Below are 22358 nucleotides of genomic sequence, written 5' to 3'. Positions count from 1 at the left end.
AGTAATTATGCTAACAAGTAAACAGAGAGCATACCTAAGAGGTATTGCAAATTCAATTGATACAATTTTAATGGTTGGTAAAGGCAGTATCACAGACCAAGTTGTTAAACAGGCTGAAGATGCACTTTATGCAAGAGAAATTATTAAGGGTAAGGTTCTTGAGAATTGTGAAATCAATTCAAGACAAGTTGCTGATATTTTATCAGAAAAACTTGATTGTGATGTAGTACAGGTTATCGGTTCAAAATTTGTTCTATACAAGCCTAACCCTGATGAACCTGTAATCAAACTACCAAGAGCAAATAAGTAATGAATATTGCTATTTTTGGTGGTGCATTTAACCCAATTCACAAAGCTCATACAACTCTTGCAGAAAATGTTTTAAAGGAATGTAATGTAGAAAAGGTTATTTTTATACCGACTTTCATCAGTCCACATAAAAGTATGCAATATGCAGTTCCTTTTGAACACAGAGTGAATATGTGTAAAATAGCTACTAAAGATAATGATAATTTTATTGTTTCAACTTTAGAAGAAAATTTCAAAGGCAAAAGTTACACATACAGAACCCTTGAAGAACTAAAAAAACTTTATCCTAATGATAATTTATTTTTAGTTACAGGTGCTGATATGTACTTAACATTTTTACAATGGAAAAATCCTGATGAAATTTTCAGCTTAGCTACACTGATTACTTGCCCAAGAGATGATGGTGACTATAACTCTTTAGTAGAATATTCAAAAGTTTTGGAACAACATAATGGCAAGTCAATAATTCTGAAAGAACCTATTATGGAACTTTCTTCAACCATTGTAAGAGATGATGTGAATGAGGCTTTTAAAAGAGATTTAATTGATAAGAATGTATTTGAATATATTAGAAATAATCAATTATATGGGGTGAAGTAATGAGTATTGAGTCTTATAAGAAGATAATCAAAGGCAGAATGGGAGAAAAAAGATATATTCATTCTGTAAATGTTGCAAAACAAGCTCAAAAACTTGCGAAAATTTATGGTTGTGATGAAGAGAAAGCAATGACTGCCGGTATCCTTCATGATGTAACAAAAGAAACACCTTTTGATGAACAGTTGAAAATTATAACAGAGGGTGGTATAATTTTGGATGAGATTGAAAAATCAAGTCAAAAATTGTGGCATCCCATTTCAGGTTCGGTATATATTCAGAAATATTTAGATATTAATGATGCTGATATTATCAATGCTATTAGATTTCATACTACCGGCAGAAGTAATATGTCTTTGCTTGAGAAAATTATTTTTGTAGCTGACTTTACCGGTGATGAAAGAAATTATGATGGTGTTGATATTATGAGAGAAAAGGCTTTAAGAAGTCTTGAAGAAGCTATGATTTATGGCTTACAGTTTACTATACAAGATCTCTCAAGCAGAGCATTGACAATTCACCCTAATGCTTTGTCTTGTTATAATGAATTAATTTTAAAGGATGAATAAAATGGATACAAAAGAACAAGCACATTTAATTGCCAAAGCACTTTCAAGCAAAAAAGGACTAGATGTGGAAGTTATCAAAATTTCTGATGTTTCAGTTCTTGCTGATTATATTGTAATTGCAACCGGTACTAGTTCAACTCATGTAAAAGCTCTGGCTGATGAGGTTGAATATCAGCTTGACGAAGCAGGTTTTTCTGTAAGTCATGTTGAGGGTCACCGAGGTAACGGTTGGATTTTACTTGATTATATTGATATTATCGTTCATGTATTTGATGACAAGTCCCGTGAATACTACAACCTTGAAAGATTGTGGGAAGACGGTACTGTTGTTAAGTTTGACGATGTAGATTAATGGAGGAATACAGTTGAAGTACAATCATTTGGTAGTAGAGCCTAAGTGGCAGAAAGCATGGGAAGAAAAGGGCTGTTTCCATGCAGAAGAAAATAGCGACAAAAAGAAATTCTATGCATTAATTGAATTTCCTTATCCATCAGGACAAGGTCTTCATGTTGGTCATCCACGACCATATACTGCACTTGACGTTGTTTCAAGAAAGAGAAGATTACAGGGATATAATGTACTATATCCAATCGGTTGGGATGCTTTTGGTCTTCCAACAGAAAACTATGCTATTAAGAACCACATTCACCCTGAAATCGTAACAAAAAATAATGTTGCAAGATTTAAAAAGCAAATTCAGTCACTTGGTATTTCTTTTGACTGGAGTCGTGAGATCAATACAACCGATCCTGAATATTATAAATGGACTCAGTGGATTTTCCTACAGCTATTTAAGCATGGTTTAGCTTATAAGAAAGAAATGGCAGTTAACTGGTGTACTTCTTGTAAGTGTGTTCTTGCTAATGAAGAAGTAGTAAATGGCGTTTGTGAGCGTTGTGGCAGTGAAGTTGTAAGAAAAGTTAAGTCACAGTGGATGCTAAAGATTACAGAATATGCCGATAGACTTATTAAGGACCTTGATTTAGTTGATTATCCTGACAGAGTTAAGGCTCAGCAGAAGAACTGGATTGGCAAGTCAACAGGTGCTGAAGTGGATTTCAACACAACTGAGGGCGATAAACTAACAGTTTACACAACAAGATGTGATACACTATTTGGTGCTACATATATGGTTATTTCACCTGAACATCCTTGTATTGAAAAGTGGAATGACAAGATTAAGAATATTGAAGATGTTAAGGCTTATCAGGCAGAGGCTGCTAAGAAGTCTGACTTTGAAAGAACAGAATTAGTTAAGGAAAAAACAGGTGTTATGCTTGATGGTGTTAAGGCTATCAACCCTGTAAATGGTAAGGAAATTCCTATTTTCGTTTCTGACTATGTTCTGGTATCCTACGGTACAGGTGCTATTATGGCTGTTCCTGCTCATGATACTCGTGACTGGGAATTTGCAAAGAAATTTAACCTACCTATTATCGAAGTTGTTAAGGGTGGCGAAGATGTACAGAAAGAAGCATTTACAGACTGTGCAACAGGTGTAATGGTTAATTCTGATTTCTTAACCGGTTTAACAGTAGAGGAAGCTAAGAAAAAGATGATTTCTTGGCTGGAAGAAAACAAAGTAGGTAGAGCAAAAACTAACTATAAACTAAGAGACTGGGTATTCTCTCGTCAGAGATATTGGGGTGAACCAATTCCTATCGTTCATTGTGATAAGTGCGGTTATGTTCCGATTCCTGAAAGTGAACTACCACTAAGGTTACCTATGGTTGATTCATATGAACCAACAGATACAGGTGAATCACCTCTATCTAAGATGACTGATTGGGTAGAAACAACTTGTCCTTGTTGTGGTGGCAAGGCTTATAGAGAAACTGATACAATGCCTCAGTGGGCAGGTTCTTCATGGTACTTCCTAAGATATATGGACCCACACAACAAAGAAGCATTAGCAAGTAAAGAAGCACTTAACTACTGGTCACCTGTTGATTGGTATAACGGTGGTATGGAACATACAACACTTCACTTACTATATAGCCGTTTCTGGCATAAGTTCCTATATGATATTGGTGTAGTACCTACTCCTGAACCATATGCAAAGAGAACAAGCCATGGTATGATTCTTGGTGAAAACGGCGAAAAGATGAGTAAGTCCAGAGGTAATGTTGTTAACCCTGATGATATTGTACAGCAGTATGGTGCTGATACTATGCGTCTATATGAAATGTTCATTGGTGACTTTGAAAAGGCTGCACCTTGGAATGACAAGGGCATTAAGGGTTGTAGAAGATTTGTAGAAAGATACTATAACCTACAAGAAAAGCTAATTGACGGTGATGAAGTTCGTCCTGAACTGGAATGTTCAATTCATAAGACAATCAAGAAAGTATCCGAAGATATTGAAAATATTAAGTTCAATACTGCAATTGCATCATTAATGGCACTTATGAATGACATTAATGCAGTTGGTTCAATCAATAAGAAAGAATATGCAATTTTCTCAATTCTATTAAATCCGTTTGCTCCTCATGTAACAGAAGAAATTTGGTCAACTTGTAATTTAGGTGACGGTATGGTTGTTGATCAGCCTTGGCCTGAATATGATGAAAGCAAGTGCAAAGCAAATGAAATTGAAATTGCTGTTCAGGTTAATGGCAAGATTAAGACTAAGCTTATGATTCCTGCAGAAGCAGAACAGGCTGAAGTTATTGCCCTTGCAAAGGCTGAAGAAAATGTAAAGAAGTCAGTTGAAGGTATGAATATTATTAAGGAAATTTATGTTAAGGGAAGACTTGTTAACATAGTTGTTAAGCCTTAAAATACAATTTTCAACAAAAATTTATATTTTACTTGACAATCTTTAGGTTTTTGTAGTATAATCATTTATGCAATTAAGCAAAATTACCCATGCCAAGTGGCAGATGGGAGGGAAATATACAATGGCAGAAGTTAGATTAAAAGACAATGAATCTCTTGAAAGTGCACTAAGAAGATTTAAGAAGCAGTGTGCTAGAGCTGGCGTTATTGCTGAAGTTCGTAAGAGAGAAGCTTACGAGAAGCCTTCCGTTAAGCGTAAAAAGAAATCTGAAGCAGCTCGTAAGAGAAAGTATAAGTAATATGCTTATAAAAAACGGACAGTAATATTTTACTGTCCGTATTTTGTTATCCAGAAAGGTTTTTACTATGAAGAAAATTTTAGTAATGCTAGGTCCAAATCTAAATATGGTTGGCACAAGAGAAAAAAATATTTACGGTGAAGAAAATGCCGATACTATAAATCAAGATATTAAGTCATTTGCAAAGAATGCAGGTTTCGAATGTGATATTTTTCAGTCAAATCATGAGGGTGACTTAATTGATAAAATTCATAGCACTTTAGGTGTATATGATGGTGTTGTGCTAAATGCCGGTGCTTTAACTCATTATAGCTACGCATTAAGAGATGCTATTGCCTCTGTGACTGCTGTACCGTTTATTGAAGTTCATATGTCCAATGTACATAAAAGAGAAGAATTTCGCCATAAGTCAGTTATCTCAGCAGTATGTGCCGGAGTAATTTGTGGCTTTGGTAAAGACAGCTACAGACTTGGTATTGAAGCATTAAAAGGATTGATTTAATTGGATATTTATAAGAATAGAATTAATAATATCAAATCAAAAATTACAGATGGTGCATTCTTAGTAACAAATGATAAGAATATTTATTACTTTACAGGACTTTGGGACAGTAATGGATATTTGCTTATCACTAAAGAAAATGCCTATCTTTTTGTTGACTTTCGTTATGGTGAAGTGGCTGAGAAAACTGTAAATTCAGCGAATGTTATTGTTTTTAATAAACTTTTTGATGAACTTAACAATGTTCTAAAAAATGATAATGTTACTAAACTTTATGTTGAAACAAATGTACTGACTATGGAACAGTACAAAACATATAGCGATAAGCTAAATGTTACTTTGTCAGAAGAAAATACTCTTGACAAAATTATTCTTGACCTAAGAATTGTTAAAGATAGTTATGAACTACAGTTAATGCAAAAGGCTCAAGATATTACAGAAGAAGCTTTTAACAAAATTGTACCACTAATAAAAGTAGGTACAACTGAAAGAACTTTATCTGTAGAATTGGAATATCAAATGAAATTATTAGGTGCAGAAAGTGTATCTTTTGATTTAATCACCATTACAGGCAAGAAAACTTCTTTACCTCATGGTGTGCCTAGTAATGATATGATCAAAAATGGTGACTTTGTTACTTTTGATATTGGTGCAACATATAAGGGTTATCATAGTGATATGACAAGAACCGTTGCAGTAGGCAGTGTTACCGATAAAATGAAAGAAGTTTATAACATTGTGCTAGATGCCCACAAAATGGCAATGGCAAGTGTTAAGCCCGGTATGAAGTGTTCTGATATTGACAAGATTGCTCGTGACTATATTTATTCTAAAGGCTATGAAGGCTGTTTTGGTCATGCAACAGGTCATGGAGTAGGTCTTGATATTCACGAATACCCAACAGTAAGCCCAAGATGTGATACTATCCTAAAAGAAGGTATGATTGTTACTATTGAACCGGGTATATACATAAAAGATAATTTTGGTGTTAGAATAGAAGATACCGTAATTGTTACAGAGAATGGTTACAAAAGTTTTGTGTCCCTCCCAAAAGAATTAACAATTCTGTAAAAAGAGGTTGCTTTTTATTCCATTTGTATGTATAATATTAATGATAAATTGTGCGAGTAGTCGCATTTTATAAAATTTAAGGAGGATTACCAATGATTTCAGCAGGTGATTTTAGAAATGGTGTTACTTTTGAACTTGACGGACAGGTAGTTCAGGTTATTGAATTCCAGCATGTTAAGCCAGGTAAAGGTGCAGCATTCGTTAGAACAAAGTATAAAAATGTTATTACAGGTGCAGTAGTTGAAAAGTCTTTCAACCCAAATGATAAGTACCCAACAGCATTTATCGAAAGAAAAGATATGGAATATAGCTACGAAGACGGTGGTCTATATTACTTTATGGATACAGAAACATGGGAACAGATTCCTATTAGTGCTGACATCCTAGGCGACTCATTTAAGTTCGTTAAGGAAAATATGGTATGTAAGATTCTTTCTTACAAGGGCAATGTATTCGGTGTTGAACCACCTAACTTTGTTGAACTAAAGGTTACAAAGACTGATCCCGGTTTCAAGGGCGATACAGCTACAAATGCTACTAAGCCTGCTACACTTGAAACAGGTGCAGAAATTAAAGTACCACTATTCATTGACGAAGGCGAAGTTATCCAGATCGATACAAGAACTGGCGAATATATGGGTAGAGCATAATGAACCTATCAGCAAGAATTTCCTATATTAAGGGATTAGCAGAAGGTCTAAACCTAGACGAAAACAAGGACGAAGTAAAGGTTCTTAATGAAATTATTGATTTCCTTGGTCAGTTAGCTGACGAAGTAGAAGAACTTGAAGAATGTTATGATGAATCAGTTGATATTGTTGATACACTTAACGACGATTTATCAATGCTTGAAGATGTAGTCTATGGTGACGATGATGAAGACCTAGATAAGTTCTCTTGTTCAACAGGTTGCAAGGGCTGTTGTACTTCACAGGATAATGATTCTTCTGATGAAGCTGATGTACCTATGTACGAAGTAACTTGTCCTCAGTGCAACAAGAAAATTGCAGTTTCAGAAAATCAACTTCTAACAGGCGAAGTTGAATGTCCTGATTGTGATGCTGTTCTTGAATTTGATTTAGACGGTATTACTAATAACGAAGAAGAGCAAGATATTAAGTTCTGATTTAACAAATTTACACTCCTGGGATAATATATCTCAGGGGTGTTTTTTTGCTTATTAAGAAAATTAAGAAAAAAAGAAAATTTATGAAGTTCATTGTAGTTTTCATTATCATAGCTATTTTATTAACTATAGCATTTGAAAGTTATATGAAACCACTCCAAGACAAAATCATGGAAAATGAAGCAAGAGGTCTTGTAGAGGAAAGAGTATCTAAAATTGCAGATGATGTTATTTCGAATAGTGACTATGATTATGATAAATTACTGGTAAAAACAGAAAATAAAAACGGTGGGGTAATGTCATTAAGTGTAAATACACCTGCAGTAAATAAAATTCAAAATGAATTTTCAGATGTATTTCAAAATAAAATGGATGACCTTAATACTCAGTATTTTTCAGTACCTTTAGGTGACTTAACTAATCTTACAATGCTTTCCAGCTTAGGTCCTAGGATAAAATTCTCATATGATATGACAGGTTCGGTTGACGTTGAATTAAAAAGTACATTTGAAAGTACAGGTGTAAATCAGACAATACATAGGGTAAATATGATTGTTGATGCTGAGGTTGTTTTTATCAGTCAATCATATATGGAAAATTTGAAAATACGAAATGAATTTGCTATTAGTGAAACTGTTATTGTTGGTGACACACCTGATTATCTCTATCCAAAAGTAAATTAGAAAAATATCTGTTGAAAAAACATATATATTGTGATAAAATAAGATGATACAACAATGGATAGGAGTGTTACTTTGGAGAAAAGTGACTTAAATAACACAAATTTCTTGGAAAATCAAGATTATTATCTTAACTTGATTTCTGAACTTATGAATATCAGAAAAAGAGGAGAAGTACCTCTGGCATATATTCACACATATGGTTGTCAGCAAAATGTTGCTGATAGCGAAAAAATTAAAGGTATGCTTTCAAAGGCAGGTTTTGAATTTGTAGAAGGTCCTGATGATGCTGACTTTATCTTGTTCAACACTTGTGCAGTTAGAGAACATGCTGAGGATAGAGTATTCGGTAATGTTGGTGCATTAAAGAAAATTAAGAGAAAACATCCACAGATTATGATTGCAGTATGTGGTTGTATGATGGAACAAAAGCATATTGCTGAACGAATGTACAATAGCTTTCCATTCGTTTCATTGGTTTTCGGTACTCATTCTTTACAGAATTTCCCTGAACTTTATTACAGAGCCTTGTTCTCAGGTAAGAGAGTTTACGAAAGAGATAATGACGATAAGAAGATTTATGAAGGTATTCCAATTAAGAGAGATGGTACTTTCAAGGGTTGGTTGCCTATTATGTATGGTTGTGATAATTTCTGTACATACTGTATTGTACCTTATGTTAGAGGTAGAGAAAGAAGCCGTAAGTCTGTTGATGTTATTTCTGAGGCAAAGGAACTAATCAATTCCGGATACAAAGATATTACTTTATTAGGTCAAAATGTAAATTCCTACGGTAAAGGTCTTGAAGAAGATATTACTTTTGCAAAGTTACTTGGTGAGATTGACAAAATCCCGGGTGACTATTGGTTAAGATTTATGACTAGTCACCCTAAGGATTGTTCAAAGGAACTAATTGATACTATTGCTAGTGGTGAACATATCAGTACTCATCTTCATTTACCGTTCCAAAGTGGTTCTGACAGAATTCTAAAGAAGATGAACAGACATTATGACAGAAAGAAGTATCTAGAAATAATCAACTATGCTAAAGAAAAGATTCCTAATCTTTCTTTGACAAGTGATATTATTGTAGGTTTCCCAGGAGAAACTTACGAAGATTTTAAGGAAACTTTGTCATTAATCAGAGAAGTAGAATTTACTTCACTATTTACTTTTATTTACTCACCAAGAGTAGGTACACCTGCTGCTAAAATGGATGACCCAATTTCTGCTGAGGAAAAGTCAAAGTGGTTTCAAGAACTACTTGCAGTTCAAGAAGAGATTGCTGCAAAGCGTTGCGCCTCAATGGTAGATAAGAAAGAAAAGATTCTTGTTGAAAGTGTAAACAAGAAGAATAACAAACTTCAGTGTAGAAATTCAGGCAATATTATTGTTGAATGTGACGGTGATGAAAACTTAATCGGTACATTCCAAATTGCTGAAATTACTGAAGCTAGAAACTGGATTTTAAAAGGTAAGTTAATATAAAGGAGAATAACAATGGAAGAAAAAATTGTTTCTATGGCAAGAGAAATCGGTAAACTTCTTCAGGAAGAAGAATGTTACGCTAAGATGGAAAGTGAAAGAATTGCATCTGATGCAGATAAAGAACTTCAAGATTTAATCGGTGAATTCAACCTAAAGAGAATTGCCATTAATGAAGAAGGTATGAAGAAAGACAGAGACCAAGAAAAGATTCAGAACTTCAATAACGAAATGCGTGAAATCTACGGCAAGATTATGCAGAATCAGCATATGATTGCTTACAATGAAGCAAAGTCTGAACTAGATAAGATTGTAGGTAGAGTAGCTGCTATTATTACAAACTCAGCTAATGGTGAAGATCCTGAAACAACAGATGTACACCAAGGTTGTAGTGGTGACTGTAGTGGTTGTAGCAGTTGTGGCTAATTAATATCTATTTAGAAAGGAAGTGAGAGTATGGCTGAATTGTCACCAATGATGAAACAATATTTTGAAATTAAAGAAAAGAATAAAGACAGTATTCTGTTCTTTAGACTAGGTGACTTTTATGAGATGTTTTTTGATGATGCAAAACTTGCTTCTCGTGAACTGGATTTAACTCTCACTGGCAGGGATTGTGGTCAAAAAGAGAGAGCTCCTATGTGTGGTGTTCCATTTCATAGTTGCGAAAGCTATATTGCAAGACTTGTCCAAAAAGGCTACAAGGTAGCAATATGTGAACAAACAGAAGACCCTGCAAAAGCTAAAGGACTTGTAAAGAGAGATATTATCAGAGTTATTACACCGGGTACTGTTATTGAATCCGGTATGCTTGATGAAGGTAAAAATAACTTTATTTCATCAGCCTTTATGGCTAACAAAAAGATTGGCTTATCTTTCTGTGATATTTCTACAGGTGAGCTTTTCATTACAGAAATATCCGGTGAAGACTTGCAAGACCAACTACAAGACCAATTAATCAGTTACAATCCAAGAGAAATTTTAATAGGTGGAGAAATTGTTAATTTCAAAACCTTGCCAAACTTTATTAAAGAAAAACTTTCTGCTTCTGTGGAAATGCTGACTGATGATGAATTTGGTTATTCTATTTGTCTTGATGCTATGAAAAATCAGTTTAAAGAAAATGATGTAAATGGTATCAAAGATAAAAAAGAAATGGTTTCTTCTGTTGGTGCTTTGTTAAGTTATCTAAAGGTTACTCAAATTACCGGTTATGAAAGAATCAATACTTTCGAAGTGTATAACGAAAATCAGTATATGAACCTTGACTATAACACAAGGAGAAATCTTGAACTTACCAGAACTATGATGAATAAAGAGAAGAAAGGTTCTCTTATTTGGTTACTGGATAAAACAAAAACTGCAATGGGTAAAAGACTACTTAGATATTGGCTTGAACACCCATTACTTAATATTGGTACAATTCTTAACCGTCAAAGTGCTATTGCTGATTTAGTAGATGATACAGTTCAAAGACTTGAAATTACTGAGTCATTAATCGGTATTTTTGATATTGAAAGATTAATGACAAAGATAGTTTACGGTAATGCCAATGCCAGGGAACTTCGTTCTCTATGTGGTGCATTTGAGAATTTACCACAGATAAAGAATTTAATCAGTAAGTTTGATTCAAGTCTTATGAGAAAGCTAACTGAAGACATAGATCCACTTGAGGATATTCATCAGTTAATTGATATTGCTATTGAAGAAGAACCACCATTTTCTGTTAGAGAAGGTGGACTTATTAAAGAGGGCTATAACGAAGAGCTTGATGCAGTTCGTTCTGATATGAACAACAGTACTTCTTTACTTGCTCAAATTGAACTTGAACAAAAAGAAAAGACAGGTATCCCTAAGCTGAAGGTTGGTTACAATAGAGTATTCGGTTACTATATTGAAGTAACAAATTCCTATAAAGATAAAGTGCCGGAAGAATATATCCGTAAACAGACTTTAACTAACTGTGAACGATATATTACCCAAGAACTAAAAGACCTGGAAGGCAGAATTCTAGGTGCAAAAGACCGTTCATTCGGTATGGAATATGCTATATTTGATGATATTAGAAAAGTAGTAGCAAATAACCTTGATAGGATTGAAAAAACTGCAAAGGCTATTGCAACACTTGATGTACTAACTAGCCTTGCAAATGTTGCAAGTGATAATAACTACACTAGACCGGAAGTTAATCAATCAAGTAAAATTATTTTAAAAGACTCTCGTCATCCGGTAGTAGAAGCACTTCTTTCAGGTGCACCATTTGTTCCTAATGATGTAACACTTAATAACGATAGTAACAGAGTTGCTATTATTACAGGTCCTAATATGGCAGGTAAATCTACATATATGCGACAAGTAGCACTAATTGTACTAATGGCTCAAATGGGTTCATTTGTACCTGCAAGTTATGCAGAGATTGGCGTTGTTGATAGTATCTTTACAAGAGTAGGTGCATCCGATGACTTAGCATCAGGTCAATCGACATTTATGGTTGAAATGAATGAAGTAGCAAACATTGTAAAGAAAGCTACTAAAAATTCTTTGCTTATTCTTGATGAAATCGGTAGAGGTACAAGTACCTATGACGGTATGAGTATTGCTAGAGCAGTTCTTGAATTTGTTGCTGATAAGAAAAAACTAGGTGCTAAGGCACTATTTGCAACACATTATCACGAACTGACTGTTATGGAAAATCTCCTTGATGGAGTTAAAAACTACAACATAGCAGTTAAAAAGCGTGGTGACGATATTACCTTCTTGCGTAGAATTATCCCCGGTGGTGCTGATGACAGTTATGGTATAGAAGTTGCTAAACTTGCAGGACTACCTGATTGGATTATTAAAAGAGCAAAAGAAATATTAAAAGAACTTACTTCCGGTAAGACTGATGATAAGGAAACATTTGCTAATATATCACCTCATAGTAGTGAAGATGATATGCAATTAAATCTCCTAGATACTGCAAGTAATGCAGTAACCGATAAATTAAAATCTGTTGATGTAAATACACTTACACCGATAGAAGCTATGAATTTACTATATGAACTAAAAAATATGATTTAAAAGGTGGTGGACGCTATGGGTAGAATAAATGTACTTGATAAACATACGGCAGAACTTATTGCTGCCGGTGAAGTTGTAGAGCGTCCTTCATCTGTTGTAAAAGAATTACTTGAGAATTCTATAGATGCAGGGGCTACTCAAATTACAGTTGAAATTATGCATGGTGGCATTGATTATCTTCGTATTACAGATAACGGTTGTGGTATCCTTAAAGAAGATGTACGCAATGCTTTTAAGCGAAATGCTACTAGTAAAATCTCAGTTGACAGTGACCTTGAAAAGATAGGTACACTTGGTTTTAGAGGTGAAGCCTTAGCATCGATTTCATCAGTTTCAAAGGTTCAACTTATAACAAAAGCTAAAGAAGAAAATATAGGTTCAGCTTATGAAATTGATGGTGGGGAAGAAATTTCTTTTGATGATGCCGGTTGTCCTGATGGTACAACTTTTATTATGAGAAATCTTTTCTACAATGTACCGGCTAGATATAAATTCCTTAAAAAGGATGTTGCCGAAGGTAATGCAGTTGCAAGTGTAATTGACAAGATTGCTTTGTCACATCCTGAAATTGCAATTACTTTTATTAGGGATAACAAGAGAGTTCTAAAAACTGCCGGTGACGGTAAATTAATGTCATCAATATATGCAGTTTATGGCAGAGATTTTGCATCAACACTTATACCTGTTGACTATGAACTTAACGGTATGAAGTTAACCGGTTATATCAGCAGACCTACAAATGGTCGAGCAAATAGAAATATGCAAAACACATTTATTAATGGCCGTTTTGTAAAGTCAAGGACAATTTCTGTTGCACTAGAAGAAGCCTGTAAAGGCTCAATTATGATTGGTAAGTTTCCTTCTTGTGTTCTTAATTTACAGATTAGTCCTGAAGCAGTTGATGTAAATGTTCATCCGTCTAAAATTGAAGTAAGATTTATTAATGAAAGACCTGTTTTTGATACAGTTTATCATGGTGTTAAGTCAGCTTTGCTTCGTGGAGACAGTAGAAAGGAAGCAGTACTAAATCACAACAATACTGTAAATATAAAGCCTCTAAATCCTTTTAATTTGGCAAATAAGGTTATTAATAAAGAATCACCTAAATCGGTTCAAAAAGCATCTGAAAAGCCAAGAGAAAAAAGTATTTTTGATGAACTTGATTTACCGATAAAAACTGTAAAATATAATAAGGTAAATAAAGTTTCCGACAGTTCTTCTGTTCAAAAGAAGTATATGGAATTTCTGGAGAATAACAAGAAACTATCAGAAAACAATCAAACTACAAACAATACTGTATGTAATAATATAGATAATAATGTAATAAATAATGTTTCAACTGAAAGTAAGATTGAAACAAAAATGGATGAAGTAAAAGAAGATACTTCATTAAATCAAGAAGTACAAAAGGTTAATCCTTTTGAAGAACTTGAACTAGAGAAAATTACTACGGAAGAAAAGAAAAGTGATGTTGATGTTGTGTTACCAACAGAAAGACAAACTAATTCTTCTTCCGAAAATATTGAAATCAAAACACTAATTGACGAAGACAAGCGAAGTTTTAGGTTTATCGGTGAAGCAATGAATACATATATCATTGTAGAAACTGATAACAATAAACTTGTTTTAATAGATAAACACGCAGCTCATGAAAGAATAATTTTTGAAAAGCTAAAGCGTGAAAAAGGAACAGGTTCTGTTCAACTATTGTTAATTCCAATTACAGTTACACTTGAAAAGAATGAATATACTGTAGCAATTGAACATTTAGATATGTTCAAGAATGTTGGATTTGATGTAGAGGACTTTGGTAATGGTGCTTTGATTGTGAGAAGTGCGCCATCATACCTAAGAAATGATGATATTGAAGATACTATTATTGAAATTTGTGGTTACATAGCTGAAAACAGAAAGAATGTTATGAGTGAACATATGGAATGGATTTATCACAATATTTCATGCCGTTCAGCAATAAAAGCAGGTGACAGTAGTACTGCTAAGGAACTGATAGATATTGCGAAAACAGTTTTTTCTGATGACAGTATAAGATATTGTCCTCATGGCAGACCTGTATGTATTGAACTTTCTAAATATGAAATTGAAAAACAATTTGGAAGGGCATAACTAAATGGATAAGATAAAAATTATTTCAATAATTGGACCTACTGCTTCCGGCAAAACAAGCCTTTCTATTGCAGTTGCAAAGAAATATAATGGCGAAATAGTTTCTGCTGATTCAATGCAAATCTACAAAGATATGGATATTGGAACAGCTAAACCTACTTTGGAAGAAATGGATGGAATAAAGCATTATATGATGGACTTTCTTCCACCATCAACTAACTATTCAGTAGCAGATTATGTAAGAGATGCAAATAGTGCAATTAAAGAAATTTTAGATAAAAATAAACTGCCAATACTTGTTGGTGGTACAGGTCTTTATGTTGATTCATTACTTAATAATGTTCAGTTTACTGAGCAAAAGGTTGATGAACAGTTAAGAAATAAATTGAATTCTAAGAGTGATGAAGAATTACTTCTAGAACTTGAAAAGGTAGATAAAGAGTCTTATGATAAACTATCAAAAGAAATCAACCATAAGCGAATTGCAAGAGCATTAGAAGTATATTATCTTACAGGCAAACCTAAGTCACAAGTTGATAAAGAGGCAATGATGGTTGAATCACCATATAAACCGATAAAAATAGGATTATATGCAGAGGATAGACAGTTCCTTTATGATAGAATTAATCAAAGAGTTGACATAATGGTTCAACAAGGTGTTTTAGAAGAAGCTAAAAACCTTATGAACAGTAACCTTAGTTTGACTGCTCAAAAAGCCATTGGTTATAAAGAATTTTTCCCTTATTTAAATGGTGAAGATACTTTAAAAAATTGTGTTGAAACATTAAAAATGAACACAAGAAGATATGCAAAAAGACAGTTAACTTGGTTTAAAAGAGATAAAAACATTAAATGGTTTGATATATGTAAACTTAACAGTGAAGAATTAATAAAGAATGTTTTTGAATATATAGATGAGGCAAAAAATGATTAATAAAAAGACAAAAAGAATTATTATTAGTGCAATATGTATTTTTATAATTATATATGTTATTTATGTTTTCATTAGTTCTGTATTTGACCTTAACGGTGTAGATACCGAAGTAGCAACACAGATTACTGCAACTGACTCACTTTATAAAGATGCAATTATTGTTAGAGATGAAAAGTTAGTGAAAAACAGTACAGACGGTATTATTTCTTTCTCTTGTGATGACGGTGACAAAGTTGCAAAGAATGAAAAGGTAGCTGATATTTACAGTTCAGAAGATGATGTACTAAATAACAACAAACTTGAAGATATTAATAGTGAAATCACTAGACTTAAGAAGTTAAGTTCTATTGCATCTAACGGTGATGTTGGTATTGATACTGTTAATAGTCAGATTAATAATTCTATTACAGAACTAAATTCCCGTATTGCTGATAAGAACTTTCTTGACAGTGAAAATTATGTTGATGATATTACATATTTAATTACAGAAAGAATGTTAGTAGCAGGTAAGAATGTTGACATTTCAAGCCGATTAAACGATTTAAAGTCACAGAAACAGGAACTACAGAACACATCTAATAAAGCAGTAGGTTCTGTAAAGGCTTCACAAGCCGGTTGTTTTGTTTCTTCTGCTGATGGTTATGAGTCAATTTATAAGTATAAAAATGCAAAGTCAATGACGATTACAAAGTACAATAAATTACTTAAACAAAAACCTAAGAAAGTGTCAAGTGATACAATCGGTAAACTTGTTACTAGAGTAAATTGGTATGTAATCTGTCCAATTTCTAAGGAAGAGGCTTTAACATTAAAGTCAACTAACTACGATTCAATTACAGTAAATATGCCTTATGCTTCAACAAGTACAATCCCTGCATCTATTGAATCTATCAACCAAGATAAAAAGGGTGGAGACAGTATTCTTGTTTTGAAGTGTAATTATATGAATTCAGAACTGGCTTCCGTTAGAAAAGAAAATGTAGAAATTTGTCTAAAAACTTATGAAGGTATAAGAGTTAATAAGGATGCTCTTCATACTGATTATGTTACAAAGATTACAGAAGATAGTAAGGGTAACCAGAAAACTACTAAGAAGAAAGTTCAGGGTGTATATGTACTATACGGCAATGAACTTCAGTTCAAACAAGTAAATATTATTTATTCTGGTTCAGATTTTGTTATTTGTGATCCTTCTTCAGATAATACAAACTTGTATAATGGAGAAACGATTTCTTTATATGATAATATTGTAGTAAAGGGGAATGACTTAAAAGATGGAAAGATCATTAACTGATATTAAGTATAATTATGATTTTATCAATGAGAAAATTGCAGAGGCTGCTATGAAAGCCGGAAAAACAAGGGAAGATATTACTTTTCTTTCAGCAACAAAAACTGTTGAACCTGAGTATATCAACTATGCAATTTCTCTGGGACTTTCCTATATTGGAGAAAATAAGGTTCAGGAACTACTTTCAAAGTATGATCAGTACAACCTTGAAAATTGTTCATTGCAGTTTATTGGACACTTACAGAGCAACAAGGTAAGACAGATTGTCGGTAAGGTTGATTTAATTCAGTCAATCGACTCAATGAAACTTGCTAAAGAAGTTTCTAAGTGTTCTTTAAAGAATAACATTACTTCTGATATTTTAGTTGAAGTAAATATCGGAAAAGAAGAAAACAAATCCGGTGTTATGCCGGAAATGCTTGAGGAGTTAGTGGAAGAAATTAGCACTTTACCTGCTGTAAATGTTAAAGGATTAATGACTATTCCACCTATTTGTGAAAAAAAAGACGAAATTCGTAGATATTTTGAAAAAATGAATAGATTATTCCTTGACATATCATCAAAAAAATTAGATAATGTTTCTATGGACATTTTGTCTATGGGTATGTCTAGTGACTATTACGAAGCAATATTAGAAGGTGCCAATATGGTAAGAATCGGTTCTGCTTTGTTTGGAAATAGGATATATAAATAATTTGGAGGTTCAGATATGGCTGGTTTTGTAGATAAGATTAAGAGAATGTGGGATTCACCAGATGATGAATATGAGTATGATGACTACTCATATGAGGATAACAACAAGGATTCATATGATGATGAAGATCCTTACGAAGAACAAAGAGAACATCAGCGAGAAGTAAGAAGATCTGAAAGATCAGAAAGAAGAAGATATACTTCTGACTCATATACAGATAGTGACAGTGGCAACAAGGTTGTTAACATTAATGCAAGTACAAAAATTCAGGTTATTCTATTTAAGCCTGAGCGTTTTGGTGACGAAACAAGAGGTATTGCAGATGAAATCAACAAGAATCGCACTGTAGTACTTAATCTTGAAGACACTAATAAGGATATGTCAAGAAGAATTATTGACTTTCTAAGTGGTGTTACATATGCTAAAAAGGGTAAGATTAAGAAAATCGCCAATGCTACATTTATCATTATGCCTGAAAATGTGGATTTCACCGGTGATGATTTACTTGGTGAACTAGAAAATAACGGAGTTATTTTTTAATTGAGTAAAAATATAGATGAAAAGGATATTCTGATTTCCAGAATAAGTGACCTTTATTATCTTTCTATGGAAAGGAACAAACCTGAGTTTACTTCTTTCCTTAATGAAAGTGAAATTTCAATTTGTATTGAAGCATTAAAGGACTTTGGTATTACTGATTACTATTTCTTTGGTGGCTATGAAAACAGCCAAAGGAAGGTTCTTGGATTTTTCGCTAAGGAAGAGGAATATCCAATATCAATTATTGAATATAAATATAGAAAGCAAGATAAATTAACACATAGACAGTTTCTTGGTACAATTCTTTCTACCGGACTTAACAGAAATGTTATAGGTGACATTGTTTGTATGGAAGGTAAAACTTATGTTTTTGTGTTAGAAAATCAAGCAGACTATATTTTATCTCAAATAAATAGAATTGCTAAAGTTGGAGTAAAGTCAAAAATAGTTACACTTGATAACTTTGATTATACACCAACATTTAAGTATCATGACTATACAGTTGCTTCTCTTAGACTGGATGCAGTTGTTGCTGCTATAACCGGTCTTAGCAGAGAAAAGGTAAGGACACTTATGCTTTCGGGTAATGTGTTTAAGAACTATATAGAAGATACAAATATAAGCGACAAAGTATCACAAGACGACATTATTTCTATACGAAAGTATGGTAAATTTATTCTTGATGATATTAATGGCTTAACTAAAAAAGGCAGACAAAAAATTAAAATAAAACAATATATATAGGGGAGATATAAAGATGCTAACTATTGATGAAATCAAGGATGTCAAGTTTAGAACTAACAGAGGTGGTTCTTTCTATAAGGCTGAAGATGTTGATTCTTTTATTGATGATGTTATAGAAACATTTGAACAGAAAAATAACGAAAAGGCTGAACTTGTACACAAGATGGATATTCTTGCTACAAGAATTGAACAGTACCGTTCTGATGAAGAAACAGTTCGTAACGCTCTATTATCAGCTCAGAAAGTTGCTGACTCTACACTTAAGGAAGCTAACGAACAGTCTGAAATTGCTGTAAAGAATGCTGAGAAAAAGGCTGATGAACTTATTGCACAAGCACAGGCAGAAGTAAAGAAAGAAAAAGACTCCCTAGTTGCTTTACAGAAACTTGCTAATGAAATGAGAACAGAACTACTAATGAAAGTTAAGAGTTGCATTGATATTGTTGATGCACTACCAACTGATAATGTTGTTGCTGAAATTCAGGAAAAGCTATCTAAGGATTTTCCTACACCTGCAGTAGCAGAAGAAGTTGTTGAACCAAAGGCTGAGCCTGTTAAGGTTGCTGAACCTCCGGTAGAAGTTGAAAAAAAAGAACCTGCTGAAGAAATAAAGGAAGAAAAGAAAACTGACCCGGCTCTTGAAGGCACTACTAAGTTTGGTGTTTTAAAGTTTGGTAGTAATTATGATGTAGAAGAATAATTAAAATATAAATTGGAGAGAAGTAGAATGTCACAGGATTACAATAAGACTTTAAATCTTCCTAAGACTGACTTCCCTATGAGAGCAGGACTTCCAAAGAGTGAACCTGTAACTCTAAAGGGTTGGGAAGATAACAAGATTTATGACAAGTTAATGAAGAAAAATGATGGTAAGCCATTATTCGTATTGCATGATGGTCCTCCATATGCAAATGGTGATATCCATCTAGGTCATGCTTTAAACAAGATTCTTAAGGACTTTATTGTTCGTCAAAAGAATATGGCCGGTTTCAAAGCACCATATGTTCCTGGTTGGGATACTCATGGCCTTCCAACAGAACTAAAGGCCAGACAAAAGGCCGGTGTTGGTAACTCAGCAGAAATCTCTATTGTTGAACTTCGTAAAATGTGTGAAGAATTCGTTACAGGTTATATTAATGACCAGCGTACACAGTTTAAGAGATTAGGTGTTATCGGCGAATGGGATAACCCATATATTACACTAAAGCATGAATTTGAAGCAGAACAGATTAGAGTATTTGCTGATATGGCTACAAAGGGCTATATCTATAAGGGACTAAAGCCTGTATATTGGTGTCCTGAATGTAAAACAGCTCTAGCTGAAGCTGAAATCGAATATGCTGAAGATCCTTGTCATTCTATTTATGTTAAATTCAATGTAACTGATGATAAGGGTGTATTCTCAAACTTGGGAATTGACCCATCAAAGGTTAAGTTTGTTATTTGGACAACTACAACATGGACATTACCTGCTAATGTTGCTATTTGTGTTGGTCCTAGATATGAATATTCTATCATCAAAACAGGTGATGAATATCTTGTAATGGCTACTGAACTTTATAAGAATGCAATGGAAGTTGCTGAAGTTACAGATTATGAAGTAGTAGCTACAGTAAAGGGTAGTGAACTTGAATACATCAAGACTGCTCATCCATTCCTAGACAGAGAGTCTCTTGTTATTGTCGGTGACCATGTTACACTTGAAAGTGGTACAGGTTGTGTTCATACTGCTCCTGGTCATGGTGTTGATGACTTTAATGTATGTCAGAACTATCCTGAAATTCCTACAATTTGTCCTGTTGACTCTAACGGTGTTCTTACTGAAGAAGCAGGTCAGTTTGCAGGTTTAACAACTGATGAAGCTAATAAGAAGATTGCTATGTTCCTTGATGAACAAGGCTCTCTATTCGCACTAAAGAAGATTATCCACCAGTATCCTCACTGTTGGAGATGTAAGACACCTATCCTATTTAGAGCTACTGACCAGTGGTTCTGTTCTGTTGATGACTTTAAGGATGAAGCTGTTGAAGCTATTAATAATGTTAAGTGGATTCCTTCATGGGGTCGTGACAGAATTACAAATATGGTTAGAGAAAGAAAAGACTGGTGTATTTCTCGTCAGAGAAAATGGGGTGTGCCTATTCCAATCTTCTTCTGTAAAGAATGTGGCGAAGCTCATATTGATAAGGACGCTATGTATGCAGTAGCTGACCTATTTGAAAAAGAAGGTTCTAATGCTTGGTATAATCATACTGCTGCTGAAATTCTACCTGCAGGTACAAAGTGTAAGAAGTGTGGTTGTACTGAATTTGATAAAGAAAAAGACATTATGGATGTTTGGTTCGATAGTGGTTCTTCTCATGCTGCTGTTGTTAGAAAGAGAGATAACCTGCAGTTCCCTGCAGACCTATATCTAGAAGGTAATGACCAGTACAGAGGTTGGTTCCAGTCTTCACTTCTAACTTCTGTTGCGACAAATGGTGTTGCACCTTATAAGGCAGTTCTTACTCATGGTATGATTCTTGATGAAGAAAAGAGAAAGATGAGTAAGTCCCTTGGTAACGGTATCAGCCCTCAAGATGTTATTAAGCAGTACGGTGCTGATGTACTAAGACTTTGGGTTGCTTCTACCGACTATCAGTCTGATGTTCATATTTCAAATGATATTCTAAAGCAGATTTCTGAATCATACAGAAAGATTAGAAATACTGCAAGATATATCCTAGGTAATATTTCTGACTTTAACCCTGACGAAAATTCTGTTGCTATTGATGAACTACTACCAATGGATAAGTGGGCACTTGTTAAGCTAAATGAACTTATTAACAAGGTAGCAAATGCTTATGATAACTATGAATTCCATCAGGTTTATCATTCAGTAAGAAACTTCTGTGTTGTTGATATGTCTAACTTCTACCTAGATGTACTTAAGGACAGACTATACACAGAAAAGAAAGAAAGTCATTCAAGAAGAGCTGCTCAGACAACTATCTATATCATTCTTGATTCATTAACAAGAATGATTGCTCCTATCCTAGCTTATACTTCTGATGAAATCTGGAAGTATATTCCACATAGAGCATCTGATGATGGTGAATGTGTAATGTTTAACGAAATGCCAAAGCCTGTTGAAATTAATGTTTCAGATGACTTTATGGCTAAGTGGGACAAGATTCACGATTTAAGAGATGATGTTAAGAAAGCTCTTGAAGAAGCAGTTAAGGAAAAGAAACTTAAGAAGTCACTTGATGCTAAGATTATTCTTAATGCCAGTGGTGATGAACTTGAATTTATCAAGTCTGTAGAACCTGAACTAAAGAATGTATTTATTGTTTCCGGCGTAGAAGTAGTAGATAATGGTTCAGATACTAAGATTGATGTTGAACTAGCTGATGGTGAAAAGTGCGAAAGATGTTGGGAACATTCAGTTACTGTTGGTGCTGATCCTGTACATCCAACTCTTTGCCAGAGATGTGTAAATGTTCTTAAATAATAAATAACTAATTACGGTGCACATTCTGTTGTGGTGTGCACCGTTTTTATTAATGAGG

22 protein-coding genes are annotated in these 22358 nt (G+C 33.8%); all 22 read left to right on the top strand.

The genetic code is table 11. From position 1 onward, the window contains the following. The first annotated feature begins 7 nt into the window (after positions 1-7). The 22 genes from WMO18_RS00345 to ileS all read left to right on the top strand — a co-directional run bounded on the left by WMO18_RS00345 (position 8) and on the right by ileS (position 22300). Entirely contained in the window at positions 8-310 is a 303-nt protein-coding gene (locus WMO18_RS00345; protein ID WP_022506402.1) for a YhbY family RNA-binding protein, read from the top strand. After that, entirely contained in the window at positions 310-909 is a 600-nt protein-coding gene (gene nadD / locus WMO18_RS00340) for a nicotinate (nicotinamide) nucleotide adenylyltransferase (RefSeq protein WP_022506403.1), read from the top strand. The genes WMO18_RS00345 and nadD overlap by 1 nt, the downstream gene beginning before the upstream one ends. Next, complete coding sequence (gene yqeK / locus WMO18_RS00335; RefSeq protein ID WP_138157831.1) at positions 909-1475, top strand: bis(5'-nucleosyl)-tetraphosphatase (symmetrical) YqeK; 567 nt, start codon at positions 909-911, stop codon at positions 1473-1475. Before nadD ends, yqeK begins: the two co-directional genes overlap by 1 nt. A gap of 1 nt (position 1476) precedes the next feature. After that, a complete protein-coding gene (rsfS, locus tag WMO18_RS00330) occupies positions 1477-1827 on the top strand; it encodes a ribosome silencing factor (RefSeq protein ID WP_022506405.1) in 351 nt (116 codons plus the stop codon). Between the two features lie 13 nt (positions 1828-1840). Beyond that, positions 1841-4255, top strand: coding sequence for a leucine--tRNA ligase (gene leuS, locus WMO18_RS00325; RefSeq protein ID WP_211147541.1), 2415 nt, complete (start codon positions 1841-1843; stop codon positions 4253-4255). Between the two features lie 121 nt (positions 4256-4376). Further along, a complete protein-coding gene (rpsU, locus tag WMO18_RS00320) occupies positions 4377-4553 on the top strand; it encodes a 30S ribosomal protein S21 (protein ID WP_022506407.1) in 177 nt (58 codons plus the stop codon). A gap of 67 nt (positions 4554-4620) precedes the next feature. Next, positions 4621-5055, top strand: coding sequence for a type II 3-dehydroquinate dehydratase (gene aroQ, locus WMO18_RS00315; protein WP_211147540.1), 435 nt, complete (start codon positions 4621-4623; stop codon positions 5053-5055). Beyond that, entirely contained in the window at positions 5056-6126 is a 1071-nt protein-coding gene (locus WMO18_RS00310) for an aminopeptidase P family protein (protein ID WP_211147539.1), read from the top strand. Between the two features lie 92 nt (positions 6127-6218). Next, positions 6219-6776 carry an elongation factor P gene (gene efp, locus WMO18_RS00305; protein WP_022506410.1) on the top strand — a complete coding sequence of 186 codons (558 nt, stop codon included), beginning with the start codon at positions 6219-6221 and terminating at the stop codon, positions 6774-6776. Further along, on the top strand, positions 6776-7252 hold the full coding sequence (locus WMO18_RS00300) for a CD1247 N-terminal domain-containing protein (protein ID WP_211147538.1): 477 nt from the start codon (positions 6776-6778) through the stop codon (positions 7250-7252). The genes efp and WMO18_RS00300 overlap by 1 nt, the downstream gene beginning before the upstream one ends. Before the next feature lie 47 nt (positions 7253-7299). Beyond that, on the top strand, positions 7300-7935 hold the full coding sequence (gene yunB / locus WMO18_RS00295) for a sporulation protein YunB (protein ID WP_211147537.1): 636 nt from the start codon (positions 7300-7302) through the stop codon (positions 7933-7935). 54 nt (positions 7936-7989) lie between these two features. Then, positions 7990-9420, top strand: coding sequence for a tRNA (N6-isopentenyl adenosine(37)-C2)-methylthiotransferase MiaB (gene miaB / locus WMO18_RS00290; protein WP_211147536.1), 1431 nt, complete (start codon positions 7990-7992; stop codon positions 9418-9420). Between the two features lie 12 nt (positions 9421-9432). After that, positions 9433-9843, top strand: a complete 411-nt coding sequence (locus WMO18_RS00285; protein ID WP_022506414.1) for a YlbF/YmcA family competence regulator — start codon at positions 9433-9435, stop codon at positions 9841-9843. 30 nt (positions 9844-9873) lie between these two features. Next, the gene (gene mutS, locus WMO18_RS00280; protein ID WP_022506415.1) at positions 9874-12480 is read left to right on the top strand and encodes a DNA mismatch repair protein MutS; all 2607 of its coding nucleotides are present in this window, start codon (positions 9874-9876) and stop codon (positions 12478-12480) included. A 15-nt stretch (positions 12481-12495) separates the two neighbouring features. Further along, a complete protein-coding gene (gene mutL / locus WMO18_RS00275) occupies positions 12496-14604 on the top strand; it encodes a DNA mismatch repair endonuclease MutL (protein ID WP_211147535.1) in 2109 nt (702 codons plus the stop codon). 4 nt (positions 14605-14608) lie between these two features. Beyond that, positions 14609-15538, top strand: coding sequence for a tRNA (adenosine(37)-N6)-dimethylallyltransferase MiaA (gene miaA / locus WMO18_RS00270; protein ID WP_329979902.1), 930 nt, complete (start codon positions 14609-14611; stop codon positions 15536-15538). Beyond that, the gene (locus WMO18_RS00265) at positions 15531-16832 is read left to right on the top strand and encodes a biotin/lipoyl attachment domain-containing protein (protein ID WP_329979904.1); all 1302 of its coding nucleotides are present in this window, start codon (positions 15531-15533) and stop codon (positions 16830-16832) included. Before miaA ends, WMO18_RS00265 begins: the two co-directional genes overlap by 8 nt. After that, entirely contained in the window at positions 16813-17523 is a 711-nt protein-coding gene (locus tag WMO18_RS00260) for a YggS family pyridoxal phosphate-dependent enzyme (RefSeq protein ID WP_211148159.1), read from the top strand. The genes WMO18_RS00265 and WMO18_RS00260 overlap by 20 nt, the downstream gene beginning before the upstream one ends. A gap of 15 nt (positions 17524-17538) precedes the next feature. Then, a complete protein-coding gene (locus WMO18_RS00255; protein ID WP_211148160.1) occupies positions 17539-18063 on the top strand; it encodes a cell division protein SepF in 525 nt (174 codons plus the stop codon). Continuing rightward, the gene (locus WMO18_RS00250; protein WP_211148161.1) at positions 18064-18807 is read left to right on the top strand and encodes a YlmH family RNA-binding protein; all 744 of its coding nucleotides are present in this window, start codon (positions 18064-18066) and stop codon (positions 18805-18807) included. A 13-nt stretch (positions 18808-18820) separates the two neighbouring features. Further along, positions 18821-19507, top strand: a complete 687-nt coding sequence (locus WMO18_RS00245) for a DivIVA domain-containing protein (RefSeq protein ID WP_211148162.1) — start codon at positions 18821-18823, stop codon at positions 19505-19507. A 27-nt stretch (positions 19508-19534) separates the two neighbouring features. Next, the gene (ileS, locus tag WMO18_RS00240; protein ID WP_211148163.1) at positions 19535-22300 is read left to right on the top strand and encodes an isoleucine--tRNA ligase; all 2766 of its coding nucleotides are present in this window, start codon (positions 19535-19537) and stop codon (positions 22298-22300) included. The last annotated feature ends 58 nt before the right edge of the window (positions 22301-22358 follow it).

Source organism: Ruminococcoides intestinihominis (assembly GCF_040096285.1).
Lineage (GTDB): Bacteria > Bacillota > Clostridia > Oscillospirales > Acutalibacteraceae > Ruminococcoides > Ruminococcoides intestinihominis.
The sequence above is the reverse complement of the archived record's forward strand: the minus strand, read 5'-3'. Positions and strand labels throughout refer to the sequence as shown.